This window comes from Chromobacterium sp. CV08, from assembly GCF_051129845.1.
In the GTDB taxonomy this organism is placed as follows: Bacteria; Pseudomonadota; Gammaproteobacteria; order Burkholderiales; family Chromobacteriaceae; genus Chromobacterium.
The window spans coordinates 900,746-924,751 of sequence record NZ_CP150453.1 but is presented as its reverse complement, the minus strand read 5'-3'; the positions used below and the strand labels follow the sequence as shown (position 1 = coordinate 924,751).

The window sequence follows — 24,006 nt, the reverse complement described above, 5'->3', positions numbered from 1 at the left end:
TTGCTATAGATCTGCGCCCATCCGCGGTTGCCCTACGGGATCGCCCGCCTGACATGCTCGTGTTCAACCAGATAGACAGAAAACCACGGTGGATCGGGGCTTGATTGCAGGCTTTCCAGTTGGAGGTTCGATAGTGTTTCGAAACGGATTTGATCATGCCATTACCCTATCAAGCCACTGCACAGGTAGATTTGTACAACAAAGTCGCTTTAAGACCTGACTCCACTACCCGGATTGAAAAACTTACCGTTGAATTTTGCATTAGCGCTAATGTATTATTCAGCGCATGAACTCAAAAGAGAAACCCGGCCTTGGTGAACTCCTGCGCTACGTCGGTGAACTGGTCGAACAAGGCGCAGAAGAGCACTACCAAACGATGAGCCTGAATTACCGTGCTCGTTACACACCCGTGCTTCGTGCCTTACATGCTGGCGCGCAGACAGTCACCGACATCACCGCGCGTACCCATTTGACTCAGGGTGCCATCAGTCAGACTGTTACCCTTCTGGAAAGTGATGGCCTCATTACGCGCCATGTGGTCAACGATGGACGTAAGAGTGGGATTCAACTTACCTCCTCGGGGCGAGACCTAGTGGCCAAGCTTGAAGTGCACTGGGCTACAACCTTTGCCGCGATTGCCAGGCTTGAAGAGGAAATCGGCTATCCGCTCAGACAGGCCTTGGAAGACGCCGCTCATGCCTTGGAGGGGCAGGGATTCTCCGCCCGAATCACAGCAGTCAAAAGCGAACTAACCACAGGGGGTCAAGTCAATGTCGAGTAATATAAAGAACACCCGTAACTGGTTTGAACAGGGCGGACGAGCCTACGCGCGCTTCCGTCCCGAATACCCGCCACAACTGGCAGCTTGCCTGGCTTCAGTAGCTTCAGACAACCGGCTGGCGGTCGATGTGGGTTGCGGTAATGGGCAGCTGACGAAACTCCTTACTGCACACTTCCATGCAGTGGTCGGCCTGGACCCGAGTGCAGACCAGATTGCGAATATCGTTCCCAATGAGCGCATTACCTATCAATGTGCTCCGGCTGAAGTCCTGCCGCTGGCCGATGGTTCCGCAAACCTCATTACAGCTGCACAGGCGGCCCATTGGTTCAACCTACCCGCCTTCTATCAGGAGGTGCGTCGTATATCCGAACCCGGCTGTGTGCTGGCGCTGATTAGCTATGGCGTGCTCAATCTCGAACCAGCACTCAATGAGCGATTCCAGAAATTCTATTGGGACGAGATTGGCCCCTACTGGCCGCCGGAACGCAAACTGGTCGATACCGGCTACGCGACCATCGATTTCCCTTTCGAAGAGCTGACTGCGCCTTCCCTGGAAATCAGGGTCGATTGGGACCTCTCTGAGTTCTTGAGTTATCTACACACTTGGTCTGCGGTCCGCAACGTCCAGGAAGCAGGGCGTGAAGAGCTACTTCTGCTTTTTGCCGACGAAATTTCAGCGGCATGGGGTGATGGAAGCATACTCCGCAGTATTACCTGGCCCATCAACATGCGGATCGGAAGACTATGACAACCCACCAAACCTAGCCCTTCACTATTGGTCTTCGTCACGGAGAGCAGCTCAGCGTTAAGTGGCATCATACCGTGCCCGAGGCTGATACTGTCTGACATGTGGCCTGGATATGCCGCTGAGTTTGGCGCGGCTATGATCATCGCCTTCATTGAACTCACTTGCGTCCAAGAGGCTTGATTGTATAAATCTATCTGCGCAACGGCCTGGTAGGATAACGGCATGATCAACCCCGCTTCGAAACACTACCGAACCACCAACTGAAAAGCCTACAACCAAGTCCCGATCCAACGTGCCCCCTGTCCATCGGGTTGAACATGGGCATGCTAGACTGGCGATCCCGCAGGGCAACCGCGGACGGGCGCAGATTTATAGCGATGCGGCCATTCAGGTCAGTCTGACCATCGAGAACCTGCTTGGAGCGGCATTACGACAAGCCATCGGTTTCATTCAAAGTCTGCTCAAACGGACAGATCTGAGTTGAACGCTCCGGACGACAGAACACAGTCTCGGCGTTAGCAAACGCTACAAGTCAGCATTCCGCATGAAATTCGAGCGAGTGGACATTAGCGGGGGGCAAAGCAAGGAAAGAAAGGGCGAGCTGACCATCCGTAACTAGCGATTTTGGCGCCGCACTTCAGCTATCCCAAAACGCCCCCAGTATCGCCCCTCTCTCCCTGAGCCCTTTCCTGAGAGGAGAGAGAGGCTGCATCGCCGTAGCACCAGGTGCAACACCTGGGCATGCTGGGTTTCCGCTCTATACGGCTACGATACGGTGAAGAAACTGCTCGGAGGCGCGCCGAGCTCGCGCTTGAACATGGTAGTGAAGGCGCTGGGGCTGGCGTAGCCCAGGTCCAGCGCCACTTTCAGCACGCTGTCGCCGCAGGCCAGCCGCTGCAGCGCCAGCATCAGCCTCGCCTGGCGCCGCCACTGTCCGAAGCTGAGGCCGGTTTCGCGGCGGAAGCGGCGCTGCAGCGTGCGCGGGTCCAACGCCAGCTCGCGCGCCCACTCTGCCGCGCCGCGTTCGTCGTCCGGTTGGGCCAGCCACACGTCGCACAGCTCGCGCAGTGCAGCGGACGACGGATGCGGTAAAGACAGCGGCAGCACTCTGGCTCGGCGAATCTCGTCCAGCACCAGCATCATCACCCGCTCGTCGCGTGAGCCCGACTCGCACGGCACATCAACGTCCATCGCCGCCACCACCAGTTCACGCAGCAGCGGTGTCACTTCCAGCACGCAGCACTTCCCAGGCAGCCCGTCCAGCATGTCCTGTCGCACGTAGATGCTACGCATCCGCACGTCGCTGACCATCCGCACTTGGTGCCAGCTGTCTATCGGCATCCAGATGGCACGCGTCGGCGGCACCACCCACTGACCACGCTCGGCGCTGACCAGCATCATCCCCTCCACCGAGCACAGCAGCTGGGCGGTGGGATGCGTGTGCTGCGGTATCTCCAGTCCGGCCGGATAGTCGCGCGGCTTGCCGCGCACCGGCTCCAGTCCCTGATCGTATTGGTGCAGATGATCGAAACTGTCCATGATTGCCCCTTTCAATAAGATTCATGCCATTTTTCCGCAGGACTGGCAAAAATGTGCTTGTTAGTATAGTCAAATACACGGAATTAGAGTATCGCCCCATGACCGCCACCTCTCCAGTTGCCGCACCGATTCTGGACACGCATTGCCGCATGCTCGGCTCCATCAGCTTCTCGGATCTTCTCAACGCCATGCTGCAATCGCTGCAGGTCGAGTTGTATCCGCTGCTGAAAGGCAAATTACCACCTCAGCTTCACCAAGATCGGCCGGCAGCACCATCAGTCCTCTTGTATTGGGTGTGCTTATTGACAATGTGTGCTATTTCGCATGCACTGCACAAAATTCATTAATTACAGGCACTTGAAATGAAAGAGATTTCCAAGCCTTTCTCTGTTTGTGCGGCCGCAATCCATGAACTCATAAACTCACACACATTGATTGAGAAATGGTTGCGAGGTGACGAGGCAGCAGATGCTGCATTTTTGGAGGATTTGCTAAGTCGATTTCACCCACACTTCAGTGTGAGTACTGCAGGGGGAGAGTGCTTAGACACTTCAATGTTGAGAACCTTTTTCAACAACATGCATGGTTGCAAGCCTGAGTTAAAAATAGAGCTTGCGAATATAAAGATCATTCATTCAGAAGGAAGATCCGTGTGGATTTCATACCAATAAGTTTTACATGATATTTATGTGGTGCTGAGTCGGCAGCCTAGCGCTCTATTTGTTGCAGATGATAATAATCAAGTGCATTGGCGACATCTGCATGAGACCTGGATTGCACAAGGCTGCGTACGGGATGATCAGTGTCCTGATGAGTGGATCTGATTTAACTTCATACGTTTACGCTAAGCATATTGCTTGGATTTCTCGGCGCGACCATTTTGGTAATTCCTGAAATGCAAGGGAATTAGCAGGAAAATACAATTGCAGAACTCTCGATATTCATAGCAGCAACTAGCTTTGCGAGTAACCATGTTACGCATGATGACATGACACATAATGTGCCGATTCATTTAGTGCGTAAGATCCTTTTGGTCTCAGATATCTCATTGTGCATTCTTTCGATATTGTTGAACGCACCTTGGCTTTTTGACGCAATTATGTCATTCATTGTTCTCGGAGGGTTGTGCTCAGGCATTTCCTATGTGACGCATGCCATCTTTATTCAGCGCTCATGACCAGTTTTCTCCACGGGACAGCCATCTGGCTCCATTTATTAGGGTGTTATCTGGGGCGATGATTATTAGTGAGAAGTTAAATTTATTTAAGGGATGTGCGTCGATTGTATTGGCACTGGTGATTCATGACCTTATATCATTCCTGGCTCAGACCAAGCTGCTATTAGGAATGCCCTGTTTTTTATTAACCACCAAGGCATTGGAATATACCTGTCAGGATCGGATTTACTCTTTATTAGAAGGGTAGTTACATATGAAGTGGCTGAATAAAATATGATCCGACTGGGTATTCCATCCCGGGAATCATCACAACTTAGGCTAGGAATAGCCATTATTGCGTGCTCCATGTTATGGTAATTCAGGAATTTCTATTATGCTTTTATCTTCACATAAAAAAGACTCACCTCATCAAATATGGCTTGCTATAGCTTTGTCACTTGGTGCTGCAATTGCACTTGGCATTGCACGTTTTTCTTATGCCCTTTTATTGCTTCCAATGAAAGTAGATCTTGGCTGGAGCTTTGCACAAGCAGGAACGATGAATGCGGCTAATGCTCTTGGATATCTACTTGGCGCATTAATGGCACCTAGCCTTATGCGATCATGTGGCGTGCCACGTACATTCGCTATCGGTAGTTTTTTGACTGCCGCTCTGATGGCTTGGGCCGGAACATTGATATCTAATGAGACAATATTCGTTCAACGCTTGTTGAGTGGCATTAGTAGTGCTTTTGTTTTTGTAGGTGGCGGAGTGTTAGCATTGCGTCTTGCCACGATATTTCCACGCTATGGTAGTCTTGTGGTGGGTATTTACTATGGTGGTACCGGATGGGGGATTGTTTTATCCGCATTGCTAATACCACTAATATTACCCCCCATTGAGCATGGCTGGCAATATGCATGGCTTGGGTTAGCTATTATTTGTTTACTGATGGCTGTGATTGCGATACCAGCTGCTTTTCGTGTGGAACACTGGGCCAATGACATGGAGTCGATTGCATTAAAATCCGGAAGGAATAAGGACAAGAGAAGGCCGAGTAGCGGTCGACTGAGAATTCGATCCTTTTCTTGGGCATTGGGAAGCTATGGATTATTTGGCATCGGATATATTGGTTATATGACTTTTATTATTGCCTTGTTACGCGGAGTGGGCATGAGCAATATGGTCATAACAATCTTCTATACGATGCTTGGGGTTGCCGTAATAATTTCTTCGCGCATTTGGTCTGGACTATTGAATAGGGCCAGAGGGGGACTTGCTCTGGCAGTGCTGAATGCTCTCCTTGGCTTAGCAACTTTGATGCCTGCATTTCTCACGCATCCGGCTTTTATTTTTATCTCTGGTTTGGTTTTTGGTGGAACTTTTCTCGCGATTGTTGCATCAACCACGGCGTTTGTTCGTCATAATCTTGCAACGGAACAATGGACGCTTGGTATAAGCGCCTTCACAATGACTTTTGCATTGGGCCAGATTATTGGCCCATTGATGATAGGCCTCATCGCAGATGGCTCTGGGCTTGAGCGTGGTCTCATGTATTCGTCTGCATGTTTGATTATTGGCGCGATATTCGCGGCATGCCAGCGCCAGTTGCAAAATGAATAAGCCTACTTTGGGTCATATCATCCAGATTGTTATTCTGGGCTGGTGTGTGATGCGCAGGCGGAAGACGTAAATGCCAAGCTCTGTTGCACAAATCAGGGCTTGCGTCCGTTCGATAGAATCGCGGCATGAGCAGATCCCTTCTTCCAAGTGCTAAGCCATCAACTGGCAGCCCTACAACTAGTCCCTAAAACAAAGAGGGCCGCCGCTTCTCTGGCTCGACAAAGACATGAACTGGCTGATGCCCGCCACTGGCATAAAGAGGCGGAAACCAATTTTCGCCGATGCTGCCATTCAGTTCTGTTTCAGCATCAAATGCTTCTTGGGTCTGGTGTTACGGCAAGCGACAGGCATGGTCGAGCGCATGTTGCGTCTGGCTGGGCTGTTCCCGACTTCTGCACGCCTTCCCGCCGCCAGAAAGATCTGCGGGTGCGCATCTCAGTACAGAAGAAGCAGGGTTGCCTGCATCCCAGAGGTCAACAGTACCGGTGCAGCGCCAGCATCAGCCTCGCCTGACGCCGCCACTGGCCGAAGCTGAAGCCGGTTTGCCGGAGGAGGAGGCGCTGCAGCGTGCGCGGGCCCAGCGTACGCTCACGCGCCCATTCTGCCGCACCGGGCTCGTCGCCCGTTGGGCCAGCCACACGTCGCACAGAGGCATAGTGCGACGGACGACGGTTGCGGCAAGGGCAGCAGCAATATCCTGATCCGGCGGATTTCGTCCCGCACCAGCATCATCACCCGCTCATCACACGATGCCGACGCGCACGACACATCCACCGCCACCGCCGCCGCCAGTTCCCGCAGCAGCGGCGTTACTTCCAGCACGTAGCACTCTCCAGGCAGCCCTCCCAGCATGTCCTTCTGCACGTAAATGCTGCACATCCGCATGTCGCTAACCATCCGCACTTGGTGCCAGCTGTCTTTCAGCAATCAGATGGTGCGCGTCGTCTGCACCACCCGCTGACCAGCGTCAGCCCCGTCGCCGAGCACCACAGCTGGGCGATGGGGTGAGTGTGCTGCGGCGTCTCCACCCCGACCGGGTAGTCGCGTGGCTTGCCGCGCACCGGCTCCAGTCTCTAATCATATTGATGCAGATGATTCAAGTTACCCGTTATCGCCCTTTTCAATAAGATTAATGCCATATTTTCGCAGGACTGGCGTGAATGTGCTTGTTAGCATAGTCGAATACACCGAATTAGAGTTCGCCTAATGACCGCTATCATCCAAGTCACCGCGCCAGCCCAGGACACGCGTTTCCGCGTGCTCGGCGCCATCAGCTTCTCACATTTCCTCAACGACATGCTGCAATCGCGGCTGGTTGCGCTGTATCCGTTGCTGAAAGGCAATTACCGCTTCTAAATGCCGGGGCGCTGAATCTGCTGCACTAAACAACATTGTCCAATAAAACATAAAAAACCATTAGCAAGAGAACTTATTAAGGTATATGGGCTTTCAGAGCCTAAATGCAATAAATCAATTTCCATACCCAAGTAAAAGTTAATAATCGATCGTTCTGATAGTTCGCGTTGGTAACTACAAATCATCTACCGGCTTGACTGGATAATAACAGAGTGTAATTACAACCACATAAAAAGGAGAGTTAATTACTGCTACTGATACTGTACCAATTGCATAAACGACATCACACTATTTATTTCAACCGGATTTAAAGCCATGCCGAATTTTACAAAAGACGAACAGAATGAAATCAACAAATTGGTAGACCAACGCAAGCGTCGCCAAGAAGGCGAAGCTATGATGAAAAGTCTAGGGAAAGGTCTTGCTCAGATTTTCCAGGAGAAAAATCTAGCGGCAAAAGATTGGGTGCCAATATTGGGTTCCTATAACAAGGATGACCATACGCTGACCCTATTGAAGCGTGGCGGTGGCAAGCCTGAAACGATGGTAATAACCCCCTCGGAAGAAATGCGCAATGCACTCGAAAATCTAAAGATCATGGGTGAAGAAGTCACCAGGGAAAAGGAAGAAATCGAGGGCGGTACTACGCCATCCATCGAGGCGCCGGCGATTATTGCATGGGCCAGCGCAGTAGATGCGGCCGTGTACCACGGCTTCGAGGGGGAGCTGAACGAAGATCTGTCAAAAAGCCTGAGAAGTGCAATCGAGATACATAGTTACTTCATATTGGCTGGTGCGGCCTTCGAGACATTGAGCAAGACGACCGAAATTGTGGAGGTAGTGGCCGAGTTAATGGCTGGTGGTGAGCTGGGAGCTTTGGGCGAGTCGTTGAGCATGGCCAGCAAGCTCTTCAAGGGGGGCACTGTTGTGGCTAGCGCTGTGGGCGTTGTCTGTGATGCTGCAGAAGTGGCCTTTGCTGAGACAAACATCCAGCGCGCCTCTGCCGCTACCGCGCTCACTTTTGACACGATCAGTACGGCGATGAATTTGACTGCCGTGCTATTAGGCGAAACCACTCTTGGTCTGGCACTGGGGTATTTGGCCGCGCCGCTGGCAGCGCTTGGCTATGGCATCGGTGCCCTGGTTGGCGATGTTGTCGGGCTTTATGATGGCCACGGAAAAATCAATGATTATTTCGATATGCTTCATAATAACTACCAAGCTCACGGCTATAAGCTCGATGAAAAGGGACGGATGATTCCGTTAGAAGGTGTGCCGATTAGCGTGCTGGACTTGGTCAATAAAAAAGTGACTTTCGGCAAAAATACATTTAAATCCGACTATGACCATCTTGAGTGGGATTTGCATGAGGGTTTCGGCGTCAATGGTAGCAGAAATCCTGACGACTGGTACACCGTAAGTCTTGACGAAAAATACAATACATGCAATGTGGTAGTCCTGCCATTCGCTCCGAACGAAAGAATCTCTCTCAATGCCGACCCAATGATGGTAGCTAGCCCGAGTGGCCTTATCGCAGGGATGAACGATAAGGAGATGATGAATAAAGATGGCTCGTTCCGCAAAATCTACTTCTCACCTCGTCAGGGTACGGCGGGCACGTATACTAAGATGTACCCGGAGTATTTAAAAACCAGCACTACGGTCATGCTGGGAAAGGACCAGAGTGTCATCTTGGTGATGCCCGACCTTAAGCATTTAAAAGGATACTACTCGAATAATTCCTACCAGATGGATTACTACCTGCATGGCGCCGGTGGCGTTTACACGCTGGTACCCAGCCAATACGGCACGGCAACTCTGCAAGGCGACAATTCAACTTGGCTTGTGAGGGTGAAGGGTTTTAACACTGCTATCGAATATAGTGAAGCTGTAGGAAAACACTTTATCATTAATGGTTGTGGTGTTTGGGATTATGGTAAAGGCAATACCGTGCTGGTCAGCCAGGAAGATGACCTTACCTGGAAACTTGACTACGCCAACCATACCAAGACCCTGACACTGGTGGGCAATGCCTGGATCGACAAGAATAAGGGCAATCTGACAAGTGCCCTTTGGACGCTGGCAGATCACGAAAAGGTGGAGAACATCCCACTTGACTACCATGGCTTCAAGGGTGTCTATGTCAAGTCGGCAGGCTTGATCATTCAGCAGCGCGAGAATGGTGTATTGCTGTTTGGTAATGAGCTTACCGCCAGCAAGAAGGACGACGGCAAATTAGTCAACCCTCATCTCGGTGTGACCCAAGAGTGGGTCTCTGCGCATTCATCGAGCATGAATACCCTGTATGCCGCACTGGAATCCCTTGCCAGCGAACACCACAACGATGCGCCTGGCCCGATTTCGGTTAACTGGAAAAGCAGCAAGGGTGAGCAAGTCAGTGGCTCCTTCATGCCAGGTACCAAGGCGATAACGGCAGTGGACAACGATGGCGTACTCATTCAATACGAAGGAAGCCTGGACTCTAGCGTGGCAATCGGTCTGACTGAAGCCTGGTTTAACAAGCATCCTGGCGCCACAATGGAGTCAATGATCGATTATATGAAGCAACGTGGCCAGACCGGTAGCTTCAAGATAAAAGGTATGCCACGTGACGTCAATGGTGAAAGGCTGAACGGACATTACGATGCCGTGACACATACTATGAGCGCTAGCAACAGCTCAGGAATCGGCTATGCCTGGATTGATGGAGGTTGGAGACAGAGTGTGCTGAATCAAGCGTGGTTCGATCAGTATAAGGGCATGACTCTTCAACAATTGAAGCCTTATCTCGATAAATACTCCACTATCACAATCAAGGGTCTGCAGGTGGCGTCGGGTGTGAGTATCGACGGAGTGGTGGAATTCACTGCTGGCGATAGAATGCCGCGTATCATCGGCTCGAGCCAAGATGGCAGAACTTGGCGCAAAGATACTCTCCGCAGTGGTGCGACTGTTACAGGTTATGGTCGTGAGTATTTCAAAACTCCCATCGGGAAAACCGTACATTCCATTGCGGACTTGGTGAGAAGGCATGAGATCGAAAGTGGGATTAGTATAGTCGGCGAAAAAAAAGGTCAAGATGACTACTTTGGTTTTGATTTCGATGGCTTGATCATCGACGGTAAACAGTACAGTGGCCACGTTTACGACATGTTCAGGCGGACCGTCGCCATTGATCAGGATGGTAATTCCTATGTTGCCGACGGCCGTAATGGGACCTTGCAGCTGGTTGCGTCGGCAAGCAGACCTGTACTGACAACACTCATCTCTCAACCTGAGCACACTGCGCTGCTGACCCAGGCGATGAGCACCTTTGTGCAACACGGTGTCGCAGGTAATGCCAGCGAACCCACATTGCCCCCCCCTCTGACGCAGCTCTTGTCCGTGACACAAGCAGCGTTTAAGCGGGCTTAAGCCAAATAGCGTAGCCTTTGGCTCCGCTGATCGCTTTCGGGTGGTGGCGTGCCACCGCCCGAAAGGGTTGCGGTAATTTATTAAGCATCTCTCATTTACTCAGGACTCATGCCGACTAGCATTTATAAACAATCCGATTACTGCTGATATGGCTTAATGAAAAACTTACAAACCAAGTCATGATCTTACGCAGTCGCCTGACAATCCTACATTGCCATTCATACTCCTCCGAATTTGCTAAATAACTGCTTTGTGCGTAATTCATCCTATTGCCACAGGCAAGCAAAATGCCAATGTCATTTTACATGACGAATTGGCTACCTGTTTAGTGCAGGTTCTAATTTAAATGAATTGCATTGTATTGCATTTTCTTGTTTTTTTATAAATTACAAGACAATGATTTCCACAACCAAGTAGATTGAAATCAAAAAAATTGAAATTGCAATGCAGGTATCGCTAGCAGTTTTTAAATAGAATAGCCTTTTATTATCAGAACCATGTTTTGCAGAATAGCAGGTGATCAATTGCAACCATTTAAATATATTTTGTTACTCATAGCTCTTGTATTCTCCTTGATGACCAAAAATGCGGCCGCCGCAGATTTACTCTCGGTTTATCACGCAGCCCAAAATTATGATACAGCCTTCGCGGCGGCAACTGCGGCGTTGCGAGCGGGGCAGGAGAAAAACCAGCAAGCCACAGCTTTGTGGTTGCCGAAAATTAACTTAACAGGTAATGCGGGAAAAAGTCAGACAAAAGTCAGTACAAACCAGCTCTTTCGAAATCAGGATGAGCGAAATAGGACTTCAGGATACGGCATTTCCGTTAGCCAGCCAATTTATGATGCGCAAGCCAGTGTCGGTGCTCAACAACTGAGTGAACAAGCAAAACTCGCCGTGGTTCAGTTTGAGCGTGCCAAACAAGACCTGATTTTACGTGTTGTCAAAGTATATTTGGATGTGCTGTTATCGCAGGACAAATTGGAAATGGTGCACGCGCAAAAGGATGCGATCTCGCAACAGCTGGATCAGGCCAAGGAAAGCTTTGATGCCGGAGTCTCGACCATTATCGATGTCCAAGAGGCGCAGGCGCGTTACGACAGTACTGTGGCCGCTGAGATCGCTGCGCAAAATGAGCTGACAGTCAGTCAGAATACCTTTACTCAACTGACGGGAATCACTGCCAGCGGGCTAAACAAGCTCGATCAACATATGGTTGCCAGTGGACCGCAGCCAGCGAACCTCAATCAGTGGCTGGTGCGGGGGCAAGCGAATGGGCTGAAGATTCGCGAAAAATGTATCGCCTACTCGATTAATGCGGCAGAGTTGAATAAATATGGTGCCTGGCGAGAGACGACCGTGAATTTACAGGCTGGTTATAACAATGATCGCCTGAATGGTAACACTTATACCTCCAGTCAGACACAAAAAAACTACATCGGACTCACTATCAACATTCCGTTATATACAGGCGGCCACAATAGCTCCAAGTTGCGTGAGGCGCAGGCACTGAAAGACCAGGCTGGAGATGAACTGGAAACTGCACGGAGGGAAACCGCCCTGGAAATAAAGCGGGGTTTTCTCGATGTAACGGCGGGTGCTGCACAGATTACCGCGCTAAAACAGGCATTGATCTCCGCACAAAGTTCGCTTCACTCGATCAAACTTGGACGTGAAGTTGGAACCCGTACCACACTGGATGTGCTCAATGCCGAACAACAACTTTACTCCACGCGTAAAGACTTGGCCGAAGCACGTTACAACTATCTACAAAACCGCCTGAAGCTGACCGCCGCGACTGGTGAGCTTTCATTGCAAGACTTGCAAATCGCTAATGCGGCCCTCCATTCATGATTCTCTCATCACGGTGATTGAAAGTTTTTCGATGATTGAAAAATTACCCTTAGAAATCAGCTCGGCGCTCGCTTGCGCTGCTTGTCTGCTTCAGTTGGCAGGCATAGATGTCGATGAAGTCGGTGATGACGTCCCATCATCTTTGCAAGCCGCGCTGGCTGACTTTTCCCGGCGCACAGGTGTGAGGCTCGCGCTGAAGCCATGCCGCTGGACCCAATTGAAGCCGGGAAAATTGCCGCTGGCCTATCGGCGGTCGGATGGCAGCTTTGCCGTTCTGGCACGCCTTTCTGATGAGCAAGCACTGATCCAATTACCCGATCAGACTCAGCCGGTGATCATGACCGTGGCGCAACTCGAGATGGAGTGGATGGGAGAGATTCTGACCCTTGAGCAAGCCGCATTGCGTTTTGACATACGTTGGTTCATCCCAGCTTTCGCCCAGCACAGACGCTTGCTGCTGGAAGTATTGCTGTTCTCGTTCTTGTTGCAAATCCTCGCGCTGTTATCGCCCTTGGCGTTTCAAGTGGTGATGGATAAGGTCATCGTCCACGAGGCACTCGCTACGCTGGATGTCATTACCTTGGGCTTGATCGCAGCGGCGCTACTTGAGGTGGTGCTCAAAGGATTGCGCGAATACCTGCTCAGCCATACGTCGATGCGTATCGATGCCAAGTTGGGTGGGGATTTGGTCCGCCACCTACTTGGCTTGCCCCTGACGTATTTTCGCAGCCGTTCGGTGGGTGTCATTGTGTCGCGGGTCCGTGAGGCCGATACCATCCGTGAATTCCTCACCGGCGCGGCGATGGGACTCAGTGTCGACCTGTTCTTCACGCAGGTCTTTTTGCTGGTGATGTCGCTGTTCTCACTCAAGCTAACTTGCCTGGTGCTGTTGTCCTTACCGGTTTACGCCCTGATTGCTGGGACCAGCACGCCCTTCCTGCAAAAACGGATTGAAACCATGTTCCGGCATGGAGCCCGCAGTGCCAGTCTGTTGGCCGAGTCGCTAAACGGGATTGAGACGATCAAGGGGTTGGCGGTAGAGCCACGCATGCAGCGACGCTGGGAGGAAATTACCTGTGATCAAGTCAGTAGTGGCTTTCAGACCCAGAATCTGCAAATTCTGATCAATCAGGCTGTGCAGTGGGTACAAAAACTAGTCTCGGTGCTGATTTTGTGGATAGGCGCCACCGAGGTCTTGACGTTGCATCTGACGGTGGGCCAATTGATTGCCTTCAATATGTTGGCCAACCACGCGAGTCAACCGGTCAGCCGGCTCGTCGAGTTATGGCAGCAGTTCGTGCAGGCGAGAGTCGCAGTGGATCGCTTGGGAGATATTCTGAACTTGCCAGTCGAGCCAGATGGTGGTCAGCGCCGTTTGCCGGAACAGCTCAAAGGGAGCATCGAATTGCAGGATGTGCAGTTCGCATACCGCCCGAATCTCCCTCCGACGCTGAATGGTATTTCTCTCTCTATCCGGTCAGGTGAAACATTGGGCATTGTTGGCCCCTCTGGTTCTGGTAAATCGACTTTAACCCGTCTGATACAAAAGCTGTATTTGCCGCAGTCGGGCACCATCCTGATTGATGGCGAGCCGCTGGCCGAACTGCAACCGGCGGCGTTGCGCCAGCATATCGGCGTAGTGCTGCAGGAGAACTTTCTGTTCCATCGCACAGTTCGCGACAACATCGCACTACAAGCGCCAACAGCCACGCTGGAAGAGGTGATGCGGGTTGCCAAACTGGCTGGCGCGCACGATTTCATCCTCAAATTGCCGATGGGCTACGACACGCTGATCGCGGAGGGAGGGAGTTCACTCTCTGGCGGACAGCGTCAGCGACTGGCGATTGCGCGCGCGTTGCTAACCAACCCCAGAATTTTGATTTTTGATGAAGCGACGAGCGCACTTGACGAAGAGTCGCAGGCGATCATTCGCGCAAATATGCCGCATATCGCTCAAGGCCGCACCGTCATCGTGATTGCCCACCGTCTCTCTACTGTGCGGGATTGCGATCGCATCATCGTTCTGGAAAAGGGACAAATCACAGAGTCAGGCAGCCATGCCGAGCTATTGGCGTTAGAAGGGACTTACCGGCGCCTGTGGCAACTACAAGAAGATCTTTCTGCGGAAACACAATTATGAATATTGACAGGCTATTGCAAGTACTACGCGCTTGCGTTCGCCGCTTTGAGGCGACTACCGCACCCGAAGAGGCGTATGAGTTTCTCCCCGGCTATCTTGAAATCCTGCATCGCCCGCCATCACCTTGGTCACGCCAATTGGCGCGGGGGCTGGCGCTGTTGCTAGTGCTGATCATCATCTGGTCGGTGCTTGGGAGCCTGGATATCAATGCCAGTGCTACGGGACAAATCATTGACTCTTCGCGCTCGAAGCTCGTCCAACCGCTGGAACCGGCTGAGGTTGTGGCGATACATGTCCAGGATGGTCAACATATCAAGAAAGGCAGCCCTCTCATTGATCTTAAGCTGATTGGCGCTTCGGCCGACGTGCAACGCTTGAATAACCAGGTCACCGCCAATCGGTTGGAGGTGGCTCGCCTGAAAGCTTTGTTGACTGACCAGCCACTGCAAGCTTTTGTGCCGCCGTCGAGTGTTGCTCAAGGCGAAGTCGATGCTACACGTCAGCATCTGCTCAGTGAATGGCAGGCTGTCCAGTCTCGTCTGCGCGACATGGATTCTGAAATCGAAGTCACTGAAGCCAATTATCTGGCCGTGAGTCACGATCTGGCGGAGTTGGATAAGTTGCGTAGCAATGTGGAGGCACGGGTCAACTCGGCACGCGTGCTGGCGGAAAAAGGCGTAGTTGCAAAAGTCACGATGCTGGAAAAAACCAAGGAGCTGCTCGAGCTAGAACAGCGCCAGGAACAGCAACGCGCACAGCATAAAGTGCTGAGCGCCCAACGAATCAATTTACGTGATCGCAAGCGCAGCTATCTGACGCAAATGCGCAGTGAATACAGCAACAAACTCACGCAAACCACCAATACGCTCGCCGAGCAGGAGCAAGAGTTGGCCAAGGCTAAGGAACGCCACGGTTTGCAACAGCTGCGCGCGCCGGTCGATGGCATGGTGCAGCAGTTGGCGGTTCATACCGTTGGCGGGGTTGTCACGGCTGCCCAAATCTTGTTGGTGGTCGTCCCAGACGCGGCCGAACTCGAAGCTCAAGTCAATATCCTGAACAAAGATATCGGCTTTATTACCCCGGGCCAGACGGTCGAGGTCAAGGTCGATACCTTCCCCTATAGCCGCTATGGCACCGTCCCCGCGGTCGTGACTTCCGTCTCGCACGATGCGGTCAAGGATGAGCGGCAGGGATTCGTCTTTCCAGCCTATGTGCGTCTGAGGCGGTCCTACATCTTGGTTGATGGTGAGCGCAAACCACTTCAGGCAGGCATGAGCGTCGTTTCCGAGATCAAGACGGGAACGCGGCGCGTCATCGACTACCTGTTAAGCCCCGTACGCGAATATCAAGCAACTGCCATGCGAGAACGTTGAAAGGATGATGATGGAACCATACAGCACGGCGACGGATGACGGGCTTTTATGTTTGGCACATGCCGCAAAGCACTTCGACATCACCATCGAGCCACGTCGGCTAGCGCATCATCTCGGCCGAGAAAACGGCATGGCAACTACTCAGGAGCTTTGCCGATTGGCGCACTGGATCGGCTTGCGCGCCCGCATTGTCGATTTCAGTATCGCGCATTTGCAAGACATTCCTACGCCAGCATTGGTGCCTGGGCTTACCGGATTTATGGTGCTGGTTAAAGTCGACGTCGATAGCGCCACGGTCTGGATCCCTCGGGAGTCGGATGAGCGGACGATTTCATTGGCAGACTTTGTGTCGCTTTGTTGCGGTCCACTCCTGTTGCTGGGCGAGCCGCGTGACCCGCGCAAAAAAGTGCCTTTTGGCTTTCGCTGGTTCCTCCCCTCGATCATGCGCCATACCCAGCAATTCTATTGGGTGATGGCAATTTCGCTCCTCCTGCAGCTGATCGCCCTGGTCAGTCCTTTGTTTTTCCAAAGCGTCACGGACAAGGTGCTAGTGAGCCGTGCTGCCGATAGCTTGCACGTCCTGGCAATTGGGCTACTGGGCTTGGTGGTGATCGAACCGGTGTTTGCCTTTATGCGCAGCTGGTTGTTCGGTAACTTGGCCTGCAAGATCAACGCCGAACTGGAGGGGCGGGTGTTTACCCATCTGATGGCATTGCCGCTCAGCTACTTCCGTACGCGCCAAGTTGGAGAAGTGATTGCCCGCGTGCGCGAGATTGATCATGTCCGTCAATTTCTGACTGGTTCGGCCTTGACCCTAGTGTTGGATTTGATCTTTGTAGTTATCTTTCTCGTGGTCATGCTGAACTATTCGGCTGTGCTCACCGGCATCCTGGTGATTGCGTTGATCGTCTGCTTTTTGATGTGGATGGTCTTCGGGCCCCCATTACGTGCCCAGGCACTGACTACGTATGAACAGAATGCAGAGGCCAATGCTTTCTTGATGGAAGCGGTGAGCGGTATTGAAACCCTAAAGGCCTGTGCGACCGAAGAGCGCTTTGGCGCGCACTGGCAAATGAGGTTGACAGCATACTTGCGCAGTCAATTTCGCATGAAAAGACTTGGCATCACAGCGGGGCAAGTCATTACCTTCATCCAAAAGGCCATGTCGGCGATCATGCTCTGGTTCGGCGTACACGCCGTCATGAAAGGACAGATGAGCGTCGGGGAGCTGGTGGCTTTCAATATGTGGTCCAGCCATGTGGTGGAGCCGGTGTTGCGTCTGGCACAAATTTGGCAGGATTTTCAGCATACCCAAGTGGCTCTACGCCGTGTCGGCGATATTCTCGATGAGCCGGGTGAGGCGATTGGCGAAGGGGGCGGGGCCTTGCACGCGGTTGAAGGTGCGCTGGCCTTTGAGCAGGTTCGCTTTCGCTATAGTGATACCAGCCCTGAAGTGCTCAAAGGCTTGAATCTCGACATCCCGCCAGGCAGCTTTATCGGTGTCACCGGCCCGTCCGGATCCGGTAAATCCACTCTGGCGCGCTTACTGCAACGCCTCTATTTACCTCAACAAGGTCAGATCCTAGTCGATGGCGGTGATATTGCGATTGCTGACCCCATAGAGTTACGTCGACAGATGAGTATCGTTCCTCAGGAAAGCATGCTGTTTACGGGTACCGTGGCGGACAATATTCGCCTTTGCAAACCAGACGCGACTGAATCCGAGGTGCAGGCAGCCGCGAAGTTGGCTGGGGCGGATGACTTTATCGCTGATCTCCCGAGCGGTTATGCGACTGATGTCGGTGAACGCGGCGGGCTCCTCTCTGGCGGTCAGCGCCAACGCATCGCATTGGCACGGGCCTTGATCACAGATCCACGTATTTTGATTCTGGATGAAGCCACGAGTGCGCTCGACTATGAGTCGGAAGCCGCAATCATGGCTCGTTTGCCAGAGATCATTCAGGGACGCACAGTCATCAGCATCGCGCATCGACTCAACACGCTGCGCCCAGCGGATCGAATCTTGGTTATGGAGGAAGGTACTATCACTGAAAGCGGATCCCATGAGCAGTTGCTCCAATTGAATGGCCAGTATGCCAAGCTGTGGGCATTGCAGACCGGGAGCTGAGTCAATACCGGGGGGACGTCGGCCGAACAGCAGCCACGCCCCCTCAGCCAGCACCACACTTTTTAGCTGGGAACCATAAGCTGGCCAAAAGATGAACGGCGTTTCAAACGAGAAAAGCCTTGTTGAGCAATGCTTTCAAGGTATGGAGTGGGGAAAAATGGAATGAATGTGGGACGTTGGAGTGGCTAGAAACACTAAACGGGAAGTATAAGCTGGCCGTTGCGGCCAACTTATGCTTCCCGTCACAATCTCTGCTAAGCCCTTGCTATTCCTTGGTGGACCGAAGGAGGATCGAACTCCCGACCTCTGCATTGCGAACGCAGCGCTCTCCCAGCTGAGCTATCGGCCCATCGACGAGCATCCTAACACAACGGCATTTCGCTTGACCAGTCCCTCTCAGCCCTCTTCCGCGCCGGCCAGCGGCAGACTGAACCAGAACACGCAGCCGCCTTGCGGGCTGCTGACTGCGCCGAATTCGCCGCGGTGGAATTCGACGATGGAGCGGCAGATGTTCAGGCCTATGCCCATGCCTTCCGGCTTGGTCGAATAAAACGGCGTGAACAGATTGTCCTGCATGCCGGCAGCGAGGCCGGGGCCGTTGTCGACGACCTCCACCCGCCACTTGTTGTCGCCGACGCAGGTGTGCAGCTCGACGCCGGGGCGCGGCGTGTCGGCCTCCACCAGCGCTTCGACGGCGTTCTTCATCAGGTTCAGCAAGACCTGCTCTATCAGCACCGGGTCCATGTCCACCCGGCAGGCCTGGCGGTCCGGCGCCAGTTGCAGGCTGACGCCGTACTTGGCTGCCAGCGGCTCGGCCAGGCTCATCGCGCGCAGCACCGCCCGCGCCGGGTCCACCCGCTCCAGCTGCGGCTCGTGCTTCTTGACGAAAGCGCGGATGCTGCTGACGATCTGCGCGGCGCGCCGCGACTGCTCGGCTATCGCGTGTATCGCGTCGCGCACGCCGGCCGGCAGTTCCAGCTCTTCCGGCAACCGCCGGCTGACGCCGGCGGCGTAGGTGTGGATGGCGGTCAGCGGCTGGTTCAGCTCGTGCGCCAGCGTCGACGCCATCTCGCCCATCGCGATCAGCCGCGCGGTGTTCTGGAAGCGCTCCTGCTGCGCCTGCTCGCGCTCCTCGCGCCGCCGGTCGGCGGTGACGTCGCTGAGTATCGCCAGCCAGGCGGCCTCGCCGTTCACCCACTCGATGCGGCGGCGGTGGATCAGCAGGCAGCGCTGGTCGCCGGTGAAGATGAATTCCTGGCCGACCTCCCCGCCCTCGCCCGCCTTCAGCCCCGGCAGCAGCACGCAGTACGGCGCGTCGGCGTCGCCGTCCAGCCACAGCTCGGCGAAACCGGGGTTGGCGTACAAGAGCTGGCCGCTACCCTCGTCGACCACGCACACGCCGGCCGCCAGGCCGTTGAGCACGGTCAGGAAACGGCGGTGGGCGGCCCCCAGCGCCACGCGCTGGCGCTGGCGCTCGGTGATGTCGAACAAGGACGCGATCCAGCCGCGCTGACTGCCGTCCTCCTCCACCAGCGGCGTGGCGAACAGCCGCACCACCAGCGTATCGCCTCGCTTGCGCATCAGCGTCAACTCGAAGCCCAGCTCCGGCTGGCGGTGGTCCCGCACCGCGTCCATCGCGTCGGCCAGCACGCCGTGCTGATCCGCAGGCCAGAACGGATGCGGCGGATGGCTGCCCACCAGCTCCTCCGGCGCGAAGCCCAGCATGTCGCAGAAGGCGCGGTTGACGCGGACGATCTCGCCTTCCAGGCCTATCGCCACCAGGCCGCTCTTCATCGAGTCCTCTATCGCCTGCCTCAGCGACACCTCCTTGGCCAGCCGCTGCTCGGCCAGCAGCCGTTCGCGCATGTGGCGGCGTATGCGCCACACCGCGTACCACAGCGTGGCCAGCAGCAGCACGATGACGCCGGTCAGCACCGGCAGCGTCAGGCCCAGGCCGCTGCGGTAGCTGACCGCGCGCAGATACAGGCCATAGCCGGGCGGATCGAAGCTGGTCTGGTGCGAGATGCTGCCCGGGTGCTCGGCGGCGTCGAATTTCTGCGCCAGCGTCTTGCCGCCGAGGTCCAGGATGCTGATGTAGTTCTTGGACGCGATCCACCACGGCACCTGGTGGTAGAGCAGCGCGTCCAGCTGGTAGGACAGACGCAGCCCACCCTGCTGCCGCCCGTCCTGCACCACCGGCACCGCCAAGTCGAAACGGTATTTGCCGTCGACGCCCTGGTAGGGCGCGCCGTAGCCTGGGCGCAACAGCCGCGACGCGCGCCACAAGGCGTCGTACTCGGACGAATTCAGCTCGCGTCCGTCGCGGCGGGTGCCATGCGGGTCCCAGCGCACCGTCCGCTGCGTGTCGACCAGCTCTATCGTCAGCAGCTCCGGGTTCTCCCGCATGTAGAAGGCCGACAGATGGGCGAAGCGCCGGCTGTCCACCTTGCCGGCGGCGATGTCGCGCGCCAGGCCGTCGGCCCACTCCTGGTGCCCCTCCAGATGCATGCGCAGCGACTGCTCCAGCCACAGCACTTCCTGGATCAGATTGTCCCGCTGCTCGTCCCGCCAATCGCGGTACACCAGGTAGCTGAGGCTGCACAGCGCCAGCAGCAGGGCGATCAGCGCCAGGCTGACGCCGGGCCACAGCAGGCGCGGCGTGCGGCGGATACGGGCGGAGGATGCGGACATGGCGGCGACGTACGGTGTGGGTATCGCCCGATGATACCGCGGCCGGCCGCAGGCGGGGCCCATGCTGATGTTCTGGAATTCCCTAATGGCCAAACAGGCGTAGAGCTTCTACTTTATCTCCAACAATAACCGGTTTTTCAGCCGGACAAATATGCCAACGCTACAAACACGGATGGAGATTCTCACATGAAACTGAAATACGCCGCGCTGGCCGTCTGCGCCAGCCTCACCCTGTCCGGCTTCGCCCAGGCCGCCGGCGAGATCGTCATCAAGTTCAGCCACGTGGTGTCGCCCGACACCCCCAAGGGCAAGGCTGCCGAATACTTCAAGAAGCTGGCCGAGCAGCGCACCCACGGCAAGGTCAAGGTCCAGGTCTACCCGAACAGCCAGCTGTACAAGGACAAGGAAGAGCTGGAGGCGCTGCAGCTGGGCGCGGTGCAGATGCTGGCGCCGAGCCTGGCCAAGTTCGGCCCGCTGGGCGTGAAGGAGTTCGAAGTCTTCGACCTGCCCTATGTGTTCGACAACTACGACCAGGTCAACAAGGTGATGCACGGCGCCATCGGCAAGCAGCTCTTGGGCAAGCTGGAGGGCAAGGGCATCAAGGGCCTGGCTTACTGGGACAACGGTTTCAAGAATTTCTCGGCCAACAAGCCCATCCACACACCGGCCGACCTCAAGGGCATGAAGATCCGCATCCAGTCGTCCAAGGTGCTTGAGGAGGAAATGCGCACGCTGGGCGCGCTGCCGCAGGTGATGGCCTTCTCCGAGGTCTACCAGGCGCTGCAGACCGGCGTCGTCGACGGCACCGAGCTGGAAGCGTCCAACCTCTACACCAGCAAGGCCTACGAGGTGCAGAAGAACCTGACGCTGACCCAGCACGGCTTCCTCGGCTATGCGCTGATCGTCAACAAGAAGTTCTGGGACGGCCTGCCGGCCGACGTCCGCACCCAGCTGGACAGCGCGGTGCAGGACGCCACCGTCTACGCCAACAAGATCGCCAAGGAAGAAAACGACAAGGCCGTCGCGGCGATCAAGGCCTCCGGCAAGACCAAGGTCTACGTGCCGACGCCGCAGGAACGCGAGGCGTTCAAGAAGGCGCTGCTGCCGGTGCATCAGAAGATGGCTTCCCGCATCGGTCCGGATCTGCTAAAGCAGATCTATAAGGAAACCGGCTTCAACCCGGCCAAGTAACAGGCCGACGGCCGCGCATCGTCCGATGCGCGGCCGCGCTGCGCGCATAGGAAATCCCGCCATGCTGAAATTCCTCGACCACCTCGAGGAGTGGATGATTGCCTGTCTGATGGGTGCCGCCACCCTGATCACCTTCGTCGCGGTGCTGCACCGCTACGGCTCCGGCATTCCCGCTCTTCAACCGTACCTGGCCCACATCAACCTGTCCTGGGCGCAGGAACTGACCGTTTATCTCTTCGTGTGGATGGCCAAGTTCGGCGCCGCCTACGGCGTGCGCACCGGCATCCACGTCGGCGTCGACGTGCTGATCAACCGGCTGCCCGACCGGACCCGCGGCCGCTTCATCGTGTTCGGCCTCCTGGCCGGCGCGCTGTTTACCGGCATCGTCGCCGTGATGGGCGGCAACTTCGTCTGGGACATCGGCCACACCGACCAGACCTCGCCCGACCTGGAGGCCCCGATGTGGCTGGTCTATCTGGCCATCCCCGCCGGCTCCACGCTGATGTGCTTCCGCTTCCTCCAGGTGACCTGGAACTTCATCAGGACCGGCTCGCTGCCCAAGCACGACCACGGCCACGTCGACGGCATCGAAGGCGATGAGACGCTGGACAATCTCCACCCGCACGACATGAATCACGGAGGCCGTCCATGAGCGCGCTGATCATCTTCGGCCTGCTGCTGGCGCTGATGCTGACCGGCATGCCGATCTCCATCTCGCTGGGCCTGACCGTCCTCACCTATCTGTTCACGATGACGGAGGTCCCCGTCACCTCGGTCGCGCTGAAGCTGTTCACCGGCATCGAGAAGTTCGAGATCATGGCGATCCCCTTCTTCATCCTGGCCGGCAACTTCCTGATGCACGGCGGCGTCGCGCGGCGGATGATACGCTTCGCGACGACGCTGGTCGGCCACTGGTACGGCGGTCTGGGCCTCGCCGGCGTCGTGTCCTGTGCGCTGTTCGCGGCGATCACCGGCTCCTCGGTCGCCACCGTCGTCGCCGTCGGCTCCATCATCCTGCCGGCGATGCTGAAGCAGGGCTATCCGGCCCGCTTCGGCGCCGGCGTCATCACCACCTCGGGCGCGTTGGGCATCCTGTTCCCGCCGTCGATCAATCTGGTGATGTTCAGCATCGCCACCGCCGGCATGAACGTCACCGGACCGGACGGCAACGCGGTGTCCACCGCCTCGGTCGGCCAGCTGTTCATGGCCGGCGTGCTGCCCGGCCTGTGCCTGTCCTTCCTCCTGGGCATGACCACCTGGTTCCGCGCGAAGAAATTCGACTACCCGCGCCTGCCCAAGGCCAGCTGGGGCGAACGCTGGAGCGCCTTCCGCGAATGCGTCTGGGGCCTGCTGCTGATCGTGCTGGTGATAGGCGGCATCTACAGCGGCGTGTTCACCCCGACCGAGGCGGCGGCGATGGCGGCGGTCTACGCCTTCGTGATCGCGGTCTTCGTCTACAAGGACATGAAGCTGCCGGACGTGCCCAAGGTGCTGGTCAACGCCGCGTCGATGAGCGCGATGCTGCTGTACATCATCACCAACGCGGTGCTGTTCTCCTTCCTGATGGCGTCCGAGCAGATTCCGCAGACCATGGCCGCCTGGATGACCAGCCAGGGCTTCGGCATCGTCGCCTTCCTGCTGCTGACCAATGTGCTGCTGCTGGCCGCCGGCAACTTCATGGATCCGTCGGCCATCGTGCTGATCATGGCGCCGATACTGTACCCGGTGGCGGTGAAGCTGGGCGTCAACCCGGTGCACTTCGGCATCCTGATCGCGGTCAACATGGAGGTCGGCATGTGCCACCCGCCGGTGGGGCTGAACCTGTATGTCGCCTCGGGAATCACCAAGATGGGCATCACCGAGCTGACGGTGGCCGTGTGGCCGTGGCTCTTGACCATGCTGGGCTTCCTGCTGGCGGTGACCTTCATCCCGGAAATCTCGCTGTGGCTGCCGAGGCTGCTCGGCATGATGAGTTGAGTTTTCCGCGCCAAACGCCATGCCGCCGCGATGGG

Annotated in this window: 16 protein-coding genes, 1 tRNA gene and 2 pseudogenes; 15 read left to right on the top strand and 4 right to left on the bottom strand. The window is 55.4% G+C overall.

Translation table 11 applies throughout. The features are described from left to right. Window positions 1-286: 286 nt before the first annotated feature. The 3 genes and pseudogenes from WNM05_RS04420 to WNM05_RS04410 all read left to right on the top strand — a co-directional run. Window positions 287-781: a MarR family winged helix-turn-helix transcriptional regulator gene (locus tag WNM05_RS04420; protein ID WP_434632821.1), complete on the top strand. Its 495-nt coding sequence runs from the start codon at window positions 287-289 to the stop codon at window positions 779-781. Beyond that, complete coding sequence (locus tag WNM05_RS04415; protein WP_434632819.1) at window positions 771-1,529, top strand: class I SAM-dependent methyltransferase; 759 nt, start codon at window positions 771-773, stop codon at window positions 1,527-1,529. Before WNM05_RS04420 ends, WNM05_RS04415 begins: the two co-directional genes overlap by 11 nt. 222 nt (window positions 1,530-1,751) lie before the next feature. Beyond that, window positions 1,752-2,045: pseudogene (locus tag WNM05_RS04410) on the top strand (transposase); the annotation flags it as partial. A 249-nt stretch (window positions 2,046-2,294) separates the two neighbouring features. Here the strand turns inward: WNM05_RS04410 and WNM05_RS04405 are convergent. After that, a complete protein-coding gene (locus WNM05_RS04405; RefSeq protein ID WP_434632818.1) occupies window positions 2,295-3,068 on the bottom strand; it encodes an AraC family transcriptional regulator in 774 nt (257 codons plus the stop codon). A gap of 98 nt (window positions 3,069-3,166) precedes the next feature. Here WNM05_RS04405 and WNM05_RS04400 point away from each other — a divergent pair, with 98 nt between their 5' ends. From WNM05_RS04400 to WNM05_RS04390, 3 genes and pseudogenes are all read left to right on the top strand, one after another. Then, window positions 3,167-3,415, top strand: coding sequence for a hypothetical protein (locus WNM05_RS04400; protein ID WP_434632817.1), 249 nt, complete (start codon window positions 3,167-3,169; stop codon window positions 3,413-3,415). 1,203 nt (window positions 3,416-4,618) lie between these two features. Beyond that, window positions 4,619-5,848: a YbfB/YjiJ family MFS transporter gene (locus WNM05_RS04395; RefSeq protein WP_434632816.1), complete on the top strand. Its 1,230-nt coding sequence runs from the start codon at window positions 4,619-4,621 to the stop codon at window positions 5,846-5,848. Window positions 5,849-6,047: 199 nt separating this feature from the next. Further along, a pseudogene (locus tag WNM05_RS04390) lies at window positions 6,048-6,383 on the top strand (transposase); the annotation flags it as partial. 53 nt (window positions 6,384-6,436) lie between these two features. On the opposite strand, the gene WNM05_RS04385 reads toward WNM05_RS04390, so the two are convergent. Next, the gene (locus WNM05_RS04385; protein WP_434632815.1) at window positions 6,437-6,775 is read right to left on the bottom strand and encodes a hypothetical protein; all 339 of its coding nucleotides are present in this window, start codon (window positions 6,773-6,775) and stop codon (window positions 6,437-6,439) included. Window positions 6,776-7,054: 279 nt separating this feature from the next. Between WNM05_RS04385 and WNM05_RS04380 the strand changes: the two genes are divergently transcribed. The 6 genes from WNM05_RS04380 to WNM05_RS04355 all read left to right on the top strand — a co-directional run bounded on the left by WNM05_RS04380 (window position 7,055) and on the right by WNM05_RS04355 (window position 18,112). Next, entirely contained in the window at window positions 7,055-7,204 is a 150-nt protein-coding gene (locus WNM05_RS04380) for a hypothetical protein (protein WP_434632813.1), read from the top strand. 315 nt (window positions 7,205-7,519) lie between these two features. Further along, the gene (locus tag WNM05_RS04375) at window positions 7,520-10,618 is read left to right on the top strand and encodes a TcdA/TcdB pore-forming domain-containing protein (protein WP_434632811.1); all 3,099 of its coding nucleotides are present in this window, start codon (window positions 7,520-7,522) and stop codon (window positions 10,616-10,618) included. A 524-nt stretch (window positions 10,619-11,142) separates the two neighbouring features. Then, a complete protein-coding gene (locus tag WNM05_RS04370) occupies window positions 11,143-12,471 on the top strand; it encodes a TolC family outer membrane protein (RefSeq protein ID WP_434632809.1) in 1,329 nt (442 codons plus the stop codon). Next, window positions 12,452-14,611: a peptidase domain-containing ABC transporter gene (locus WNM05_RS04365; RefSeq protein ID WP_434632807.1), complete on the top strand. Its 2,160-nt coding sequence runs from the start codon at window positions 12,452-12,454 to the stop codon at window positions 14,609-14,611. The genes WNM05_RS04370 and WNM05_RS04365 overlap by 20 nt, the downstream gene beginning before the upstream one ends. Next, on the top strand, window positions 14,608-15,984 hold the full coding sequence (locus WNM05_RS04360) for an HlyD family type I secretion periplasmic adaptor subunit (RefSeq protein ID WP_434632806.1): 1,377 nt from the start codon (window positions 14,608-14,610) through the stop codon (window positions 15,982-15,984). The genes WNM05_RS04365 and WNM05_RS04360 overlap by 4 nt, the downstream gene beginning before the upstream one ends. A 7-nt stretch (window positions 15,985-15,991) precedes the next feature. After that, complete coding sequence (locus WNM05_RS04355) at window positions 15,992-18,112, top strand: type I secretion system permease/ATPase (RefSeq protein WP_434632804.1); 2,121 nt, start codon at window positions 15,992-15,994, stop codon at window positions 18,110-18,112. A 273-nt stretch (window positions 18,113-18,385) separates the two neighbouring features. Here WNM05_RS04355 and WNM05_RS04350 read toward each other — a convergent pair. Both WNM05_RS04350 and WNM05_RS04345 read right to left on the bottom strand, forming a co-directional pair. Continuing rightward, window positions 18,386-18,461, bottom strand: a tRNA-Ala gene (locus WNM05_RS04350). A 47-nt stretch (window positions 18,462-18,508) separates the two neighbouring features. Then, window positions 18,509-20,803 carry a PAS domain S-box protein gene (locus WNM05_RS04345; RefSeq protein WP_434632803.1) on the bottom strand — a complete coding sequence of 765 codons (2,295 nt, stop codon included), beginning with the start codon at window positions 20,801-20,803 and terminating at the stop codon, window positions 18,509-18,511. Between the two features lie 186 nt (window positions 20,804-20,989). Between WNM05_RS04345 and WNM05_RS04340 the strand changes: the two genes are divergently transcribed. The 3 genes from WNM05_RS04340 to WNM05_RS04330 all read left to right on the top strand — a co-directional run bounded on the left by WNM05_RS04340 (window position 20,990) and on the right by WNM05_RS04330 (window position 23,971). Next, entirely contained in the window at window positions 20,990-21,994 is a 1,005-nt protein-coding gene (locus WNM05_RS04340) for a TRAP transporter substrate-binding protein (RefSeq protein WP_434632801.1), read from the top strand. 61 nt (window positions 21,995-22,055) lie between these two features. Further along, entirely contained in the window at window positions 22,056-22,646 is a 591-nt protein-coding gene (locus WNM05_RS04335) for a TRAP transporter small permease (RefSeq protein ID WP_434632800.1), read from the top strand. Beyond that, window positions 22,643-23,971 (top strand): TRAP transporter large permease, encoded by a 1,329-nt coding sequence (locus WNM05_RS04330; protein ID WP_434632799.1) that lies wholly within the window; start codon window positions 22,643-22,645, stop codon window positions 23,969-23,971. Before WNM05_RS04335 ends, WNM05_RS04330 begins: the two co-directional genes overlap by 4 nt. The last annotated feature ends 35 nt before the right edge of the window (window positions 23,972-24,006 follow it).

Excerpts from the sequence above, each read along its gene's own strand:
- WNM05_RS04330 (WP_434632799.1), top strand. The coding sequence starts at position 22,643 with ATGAGCGCGCTGATCATCTTCGGCCTGCTGCTGGCGCTGATGCTGACC.
- WNM05_RS04345 (WP_434632803.1), bottom strand. The coding sequence starts at position 20,803 with ATGTCCGCATCCTCCGCCCGTATCCGCCGCACGCCGCGCCTGCTGTGG.
- WNM05_RS04365 (WP_434632807.1), top strand. The coding sequence starts at position 12,452 with ATGCGGCCCTCCATTCATGATTCTCTCATCACGGTGATTGAAAGTTTT.
- WNM05_RS04400 (WP_434632817.1), top strand. The coding sequence starts at position 3,167 with ATGACCGCCACCTCTCCAGTTGCCGCACCGATTCTGGACACGCATTGC.
- WNM05_RS04360 (WP_434632806.1), top strand. The coding sequence starts at position 14,608 with ATGAATATTGACAGGCTATTGCAAGTACTACGCGCTTGCGTTCGCCGC.
- WNM05_RS04375 (WP_434632811.1), top strand. The coding sequence starts at position 7,520 with ATGCCGAATTTTACAAAAGACGAACAGAATGAAATCAACAAATTGGTA.
- WNM05_RS04420 (WP_434632821.1), top strand. The coding sequence starts at position 287 with ATGAACTCAAAAGAGAAACCCGGCCTTGGTGAACTCCTGCGCTACGTC.
- WNM05_RS04335 (WP_434632800.1), top strand. The coding sequence starts at position 22,056 with ATGCTGAAATTCCTCGACCACCTCGAGGAGTGGATGATTGCCTGTCTG.
- WNM05_RS04340 (WP_434632801.1), top strand. The coding sequence starts at position 20,990 with ATGAAACTGAAATACGCCGCGCTGGCCGTCTGCGCCAGCCTCACCCTG.
- WNM05_RS04395 (WP_434632816.1), top strand. The coding sequence starts at position 4,619 with ATGCTTTTATCTTCACATAAAAAAGACTCACCTCATCAAATATGGCTT.
- WNM05_RS04355 (WP_434632804.1), top strand. The coding sequence starts at position 15,992 with ATGATGGAACCATACAGCACGGCGACGGATGACGGGCTTTTATGTTTG.
- WNM05_RS04380 (WP_434632813.1), top strand. The coding sequence starts at position 7,055 with ATGACCGCTATCATCCAAGTCACCGCGCCAGCCCAGGACACGCGTTTC.
- WNM05_RS04415 (WP_434632819.1), top strand. The coding sequence starts at position 771 with ATGTCGAGTAATATAAAGAACACCCGTAACTGGTTTGAACAGGGCGGA.
- WNM05_RS04405 (WP_434632818.1), bottom strand. The coding sequence starts at position 3,068 with ATGGACAGTTTCGATCATCTGCACCAATACGATCAGGGACTGGAGCCG.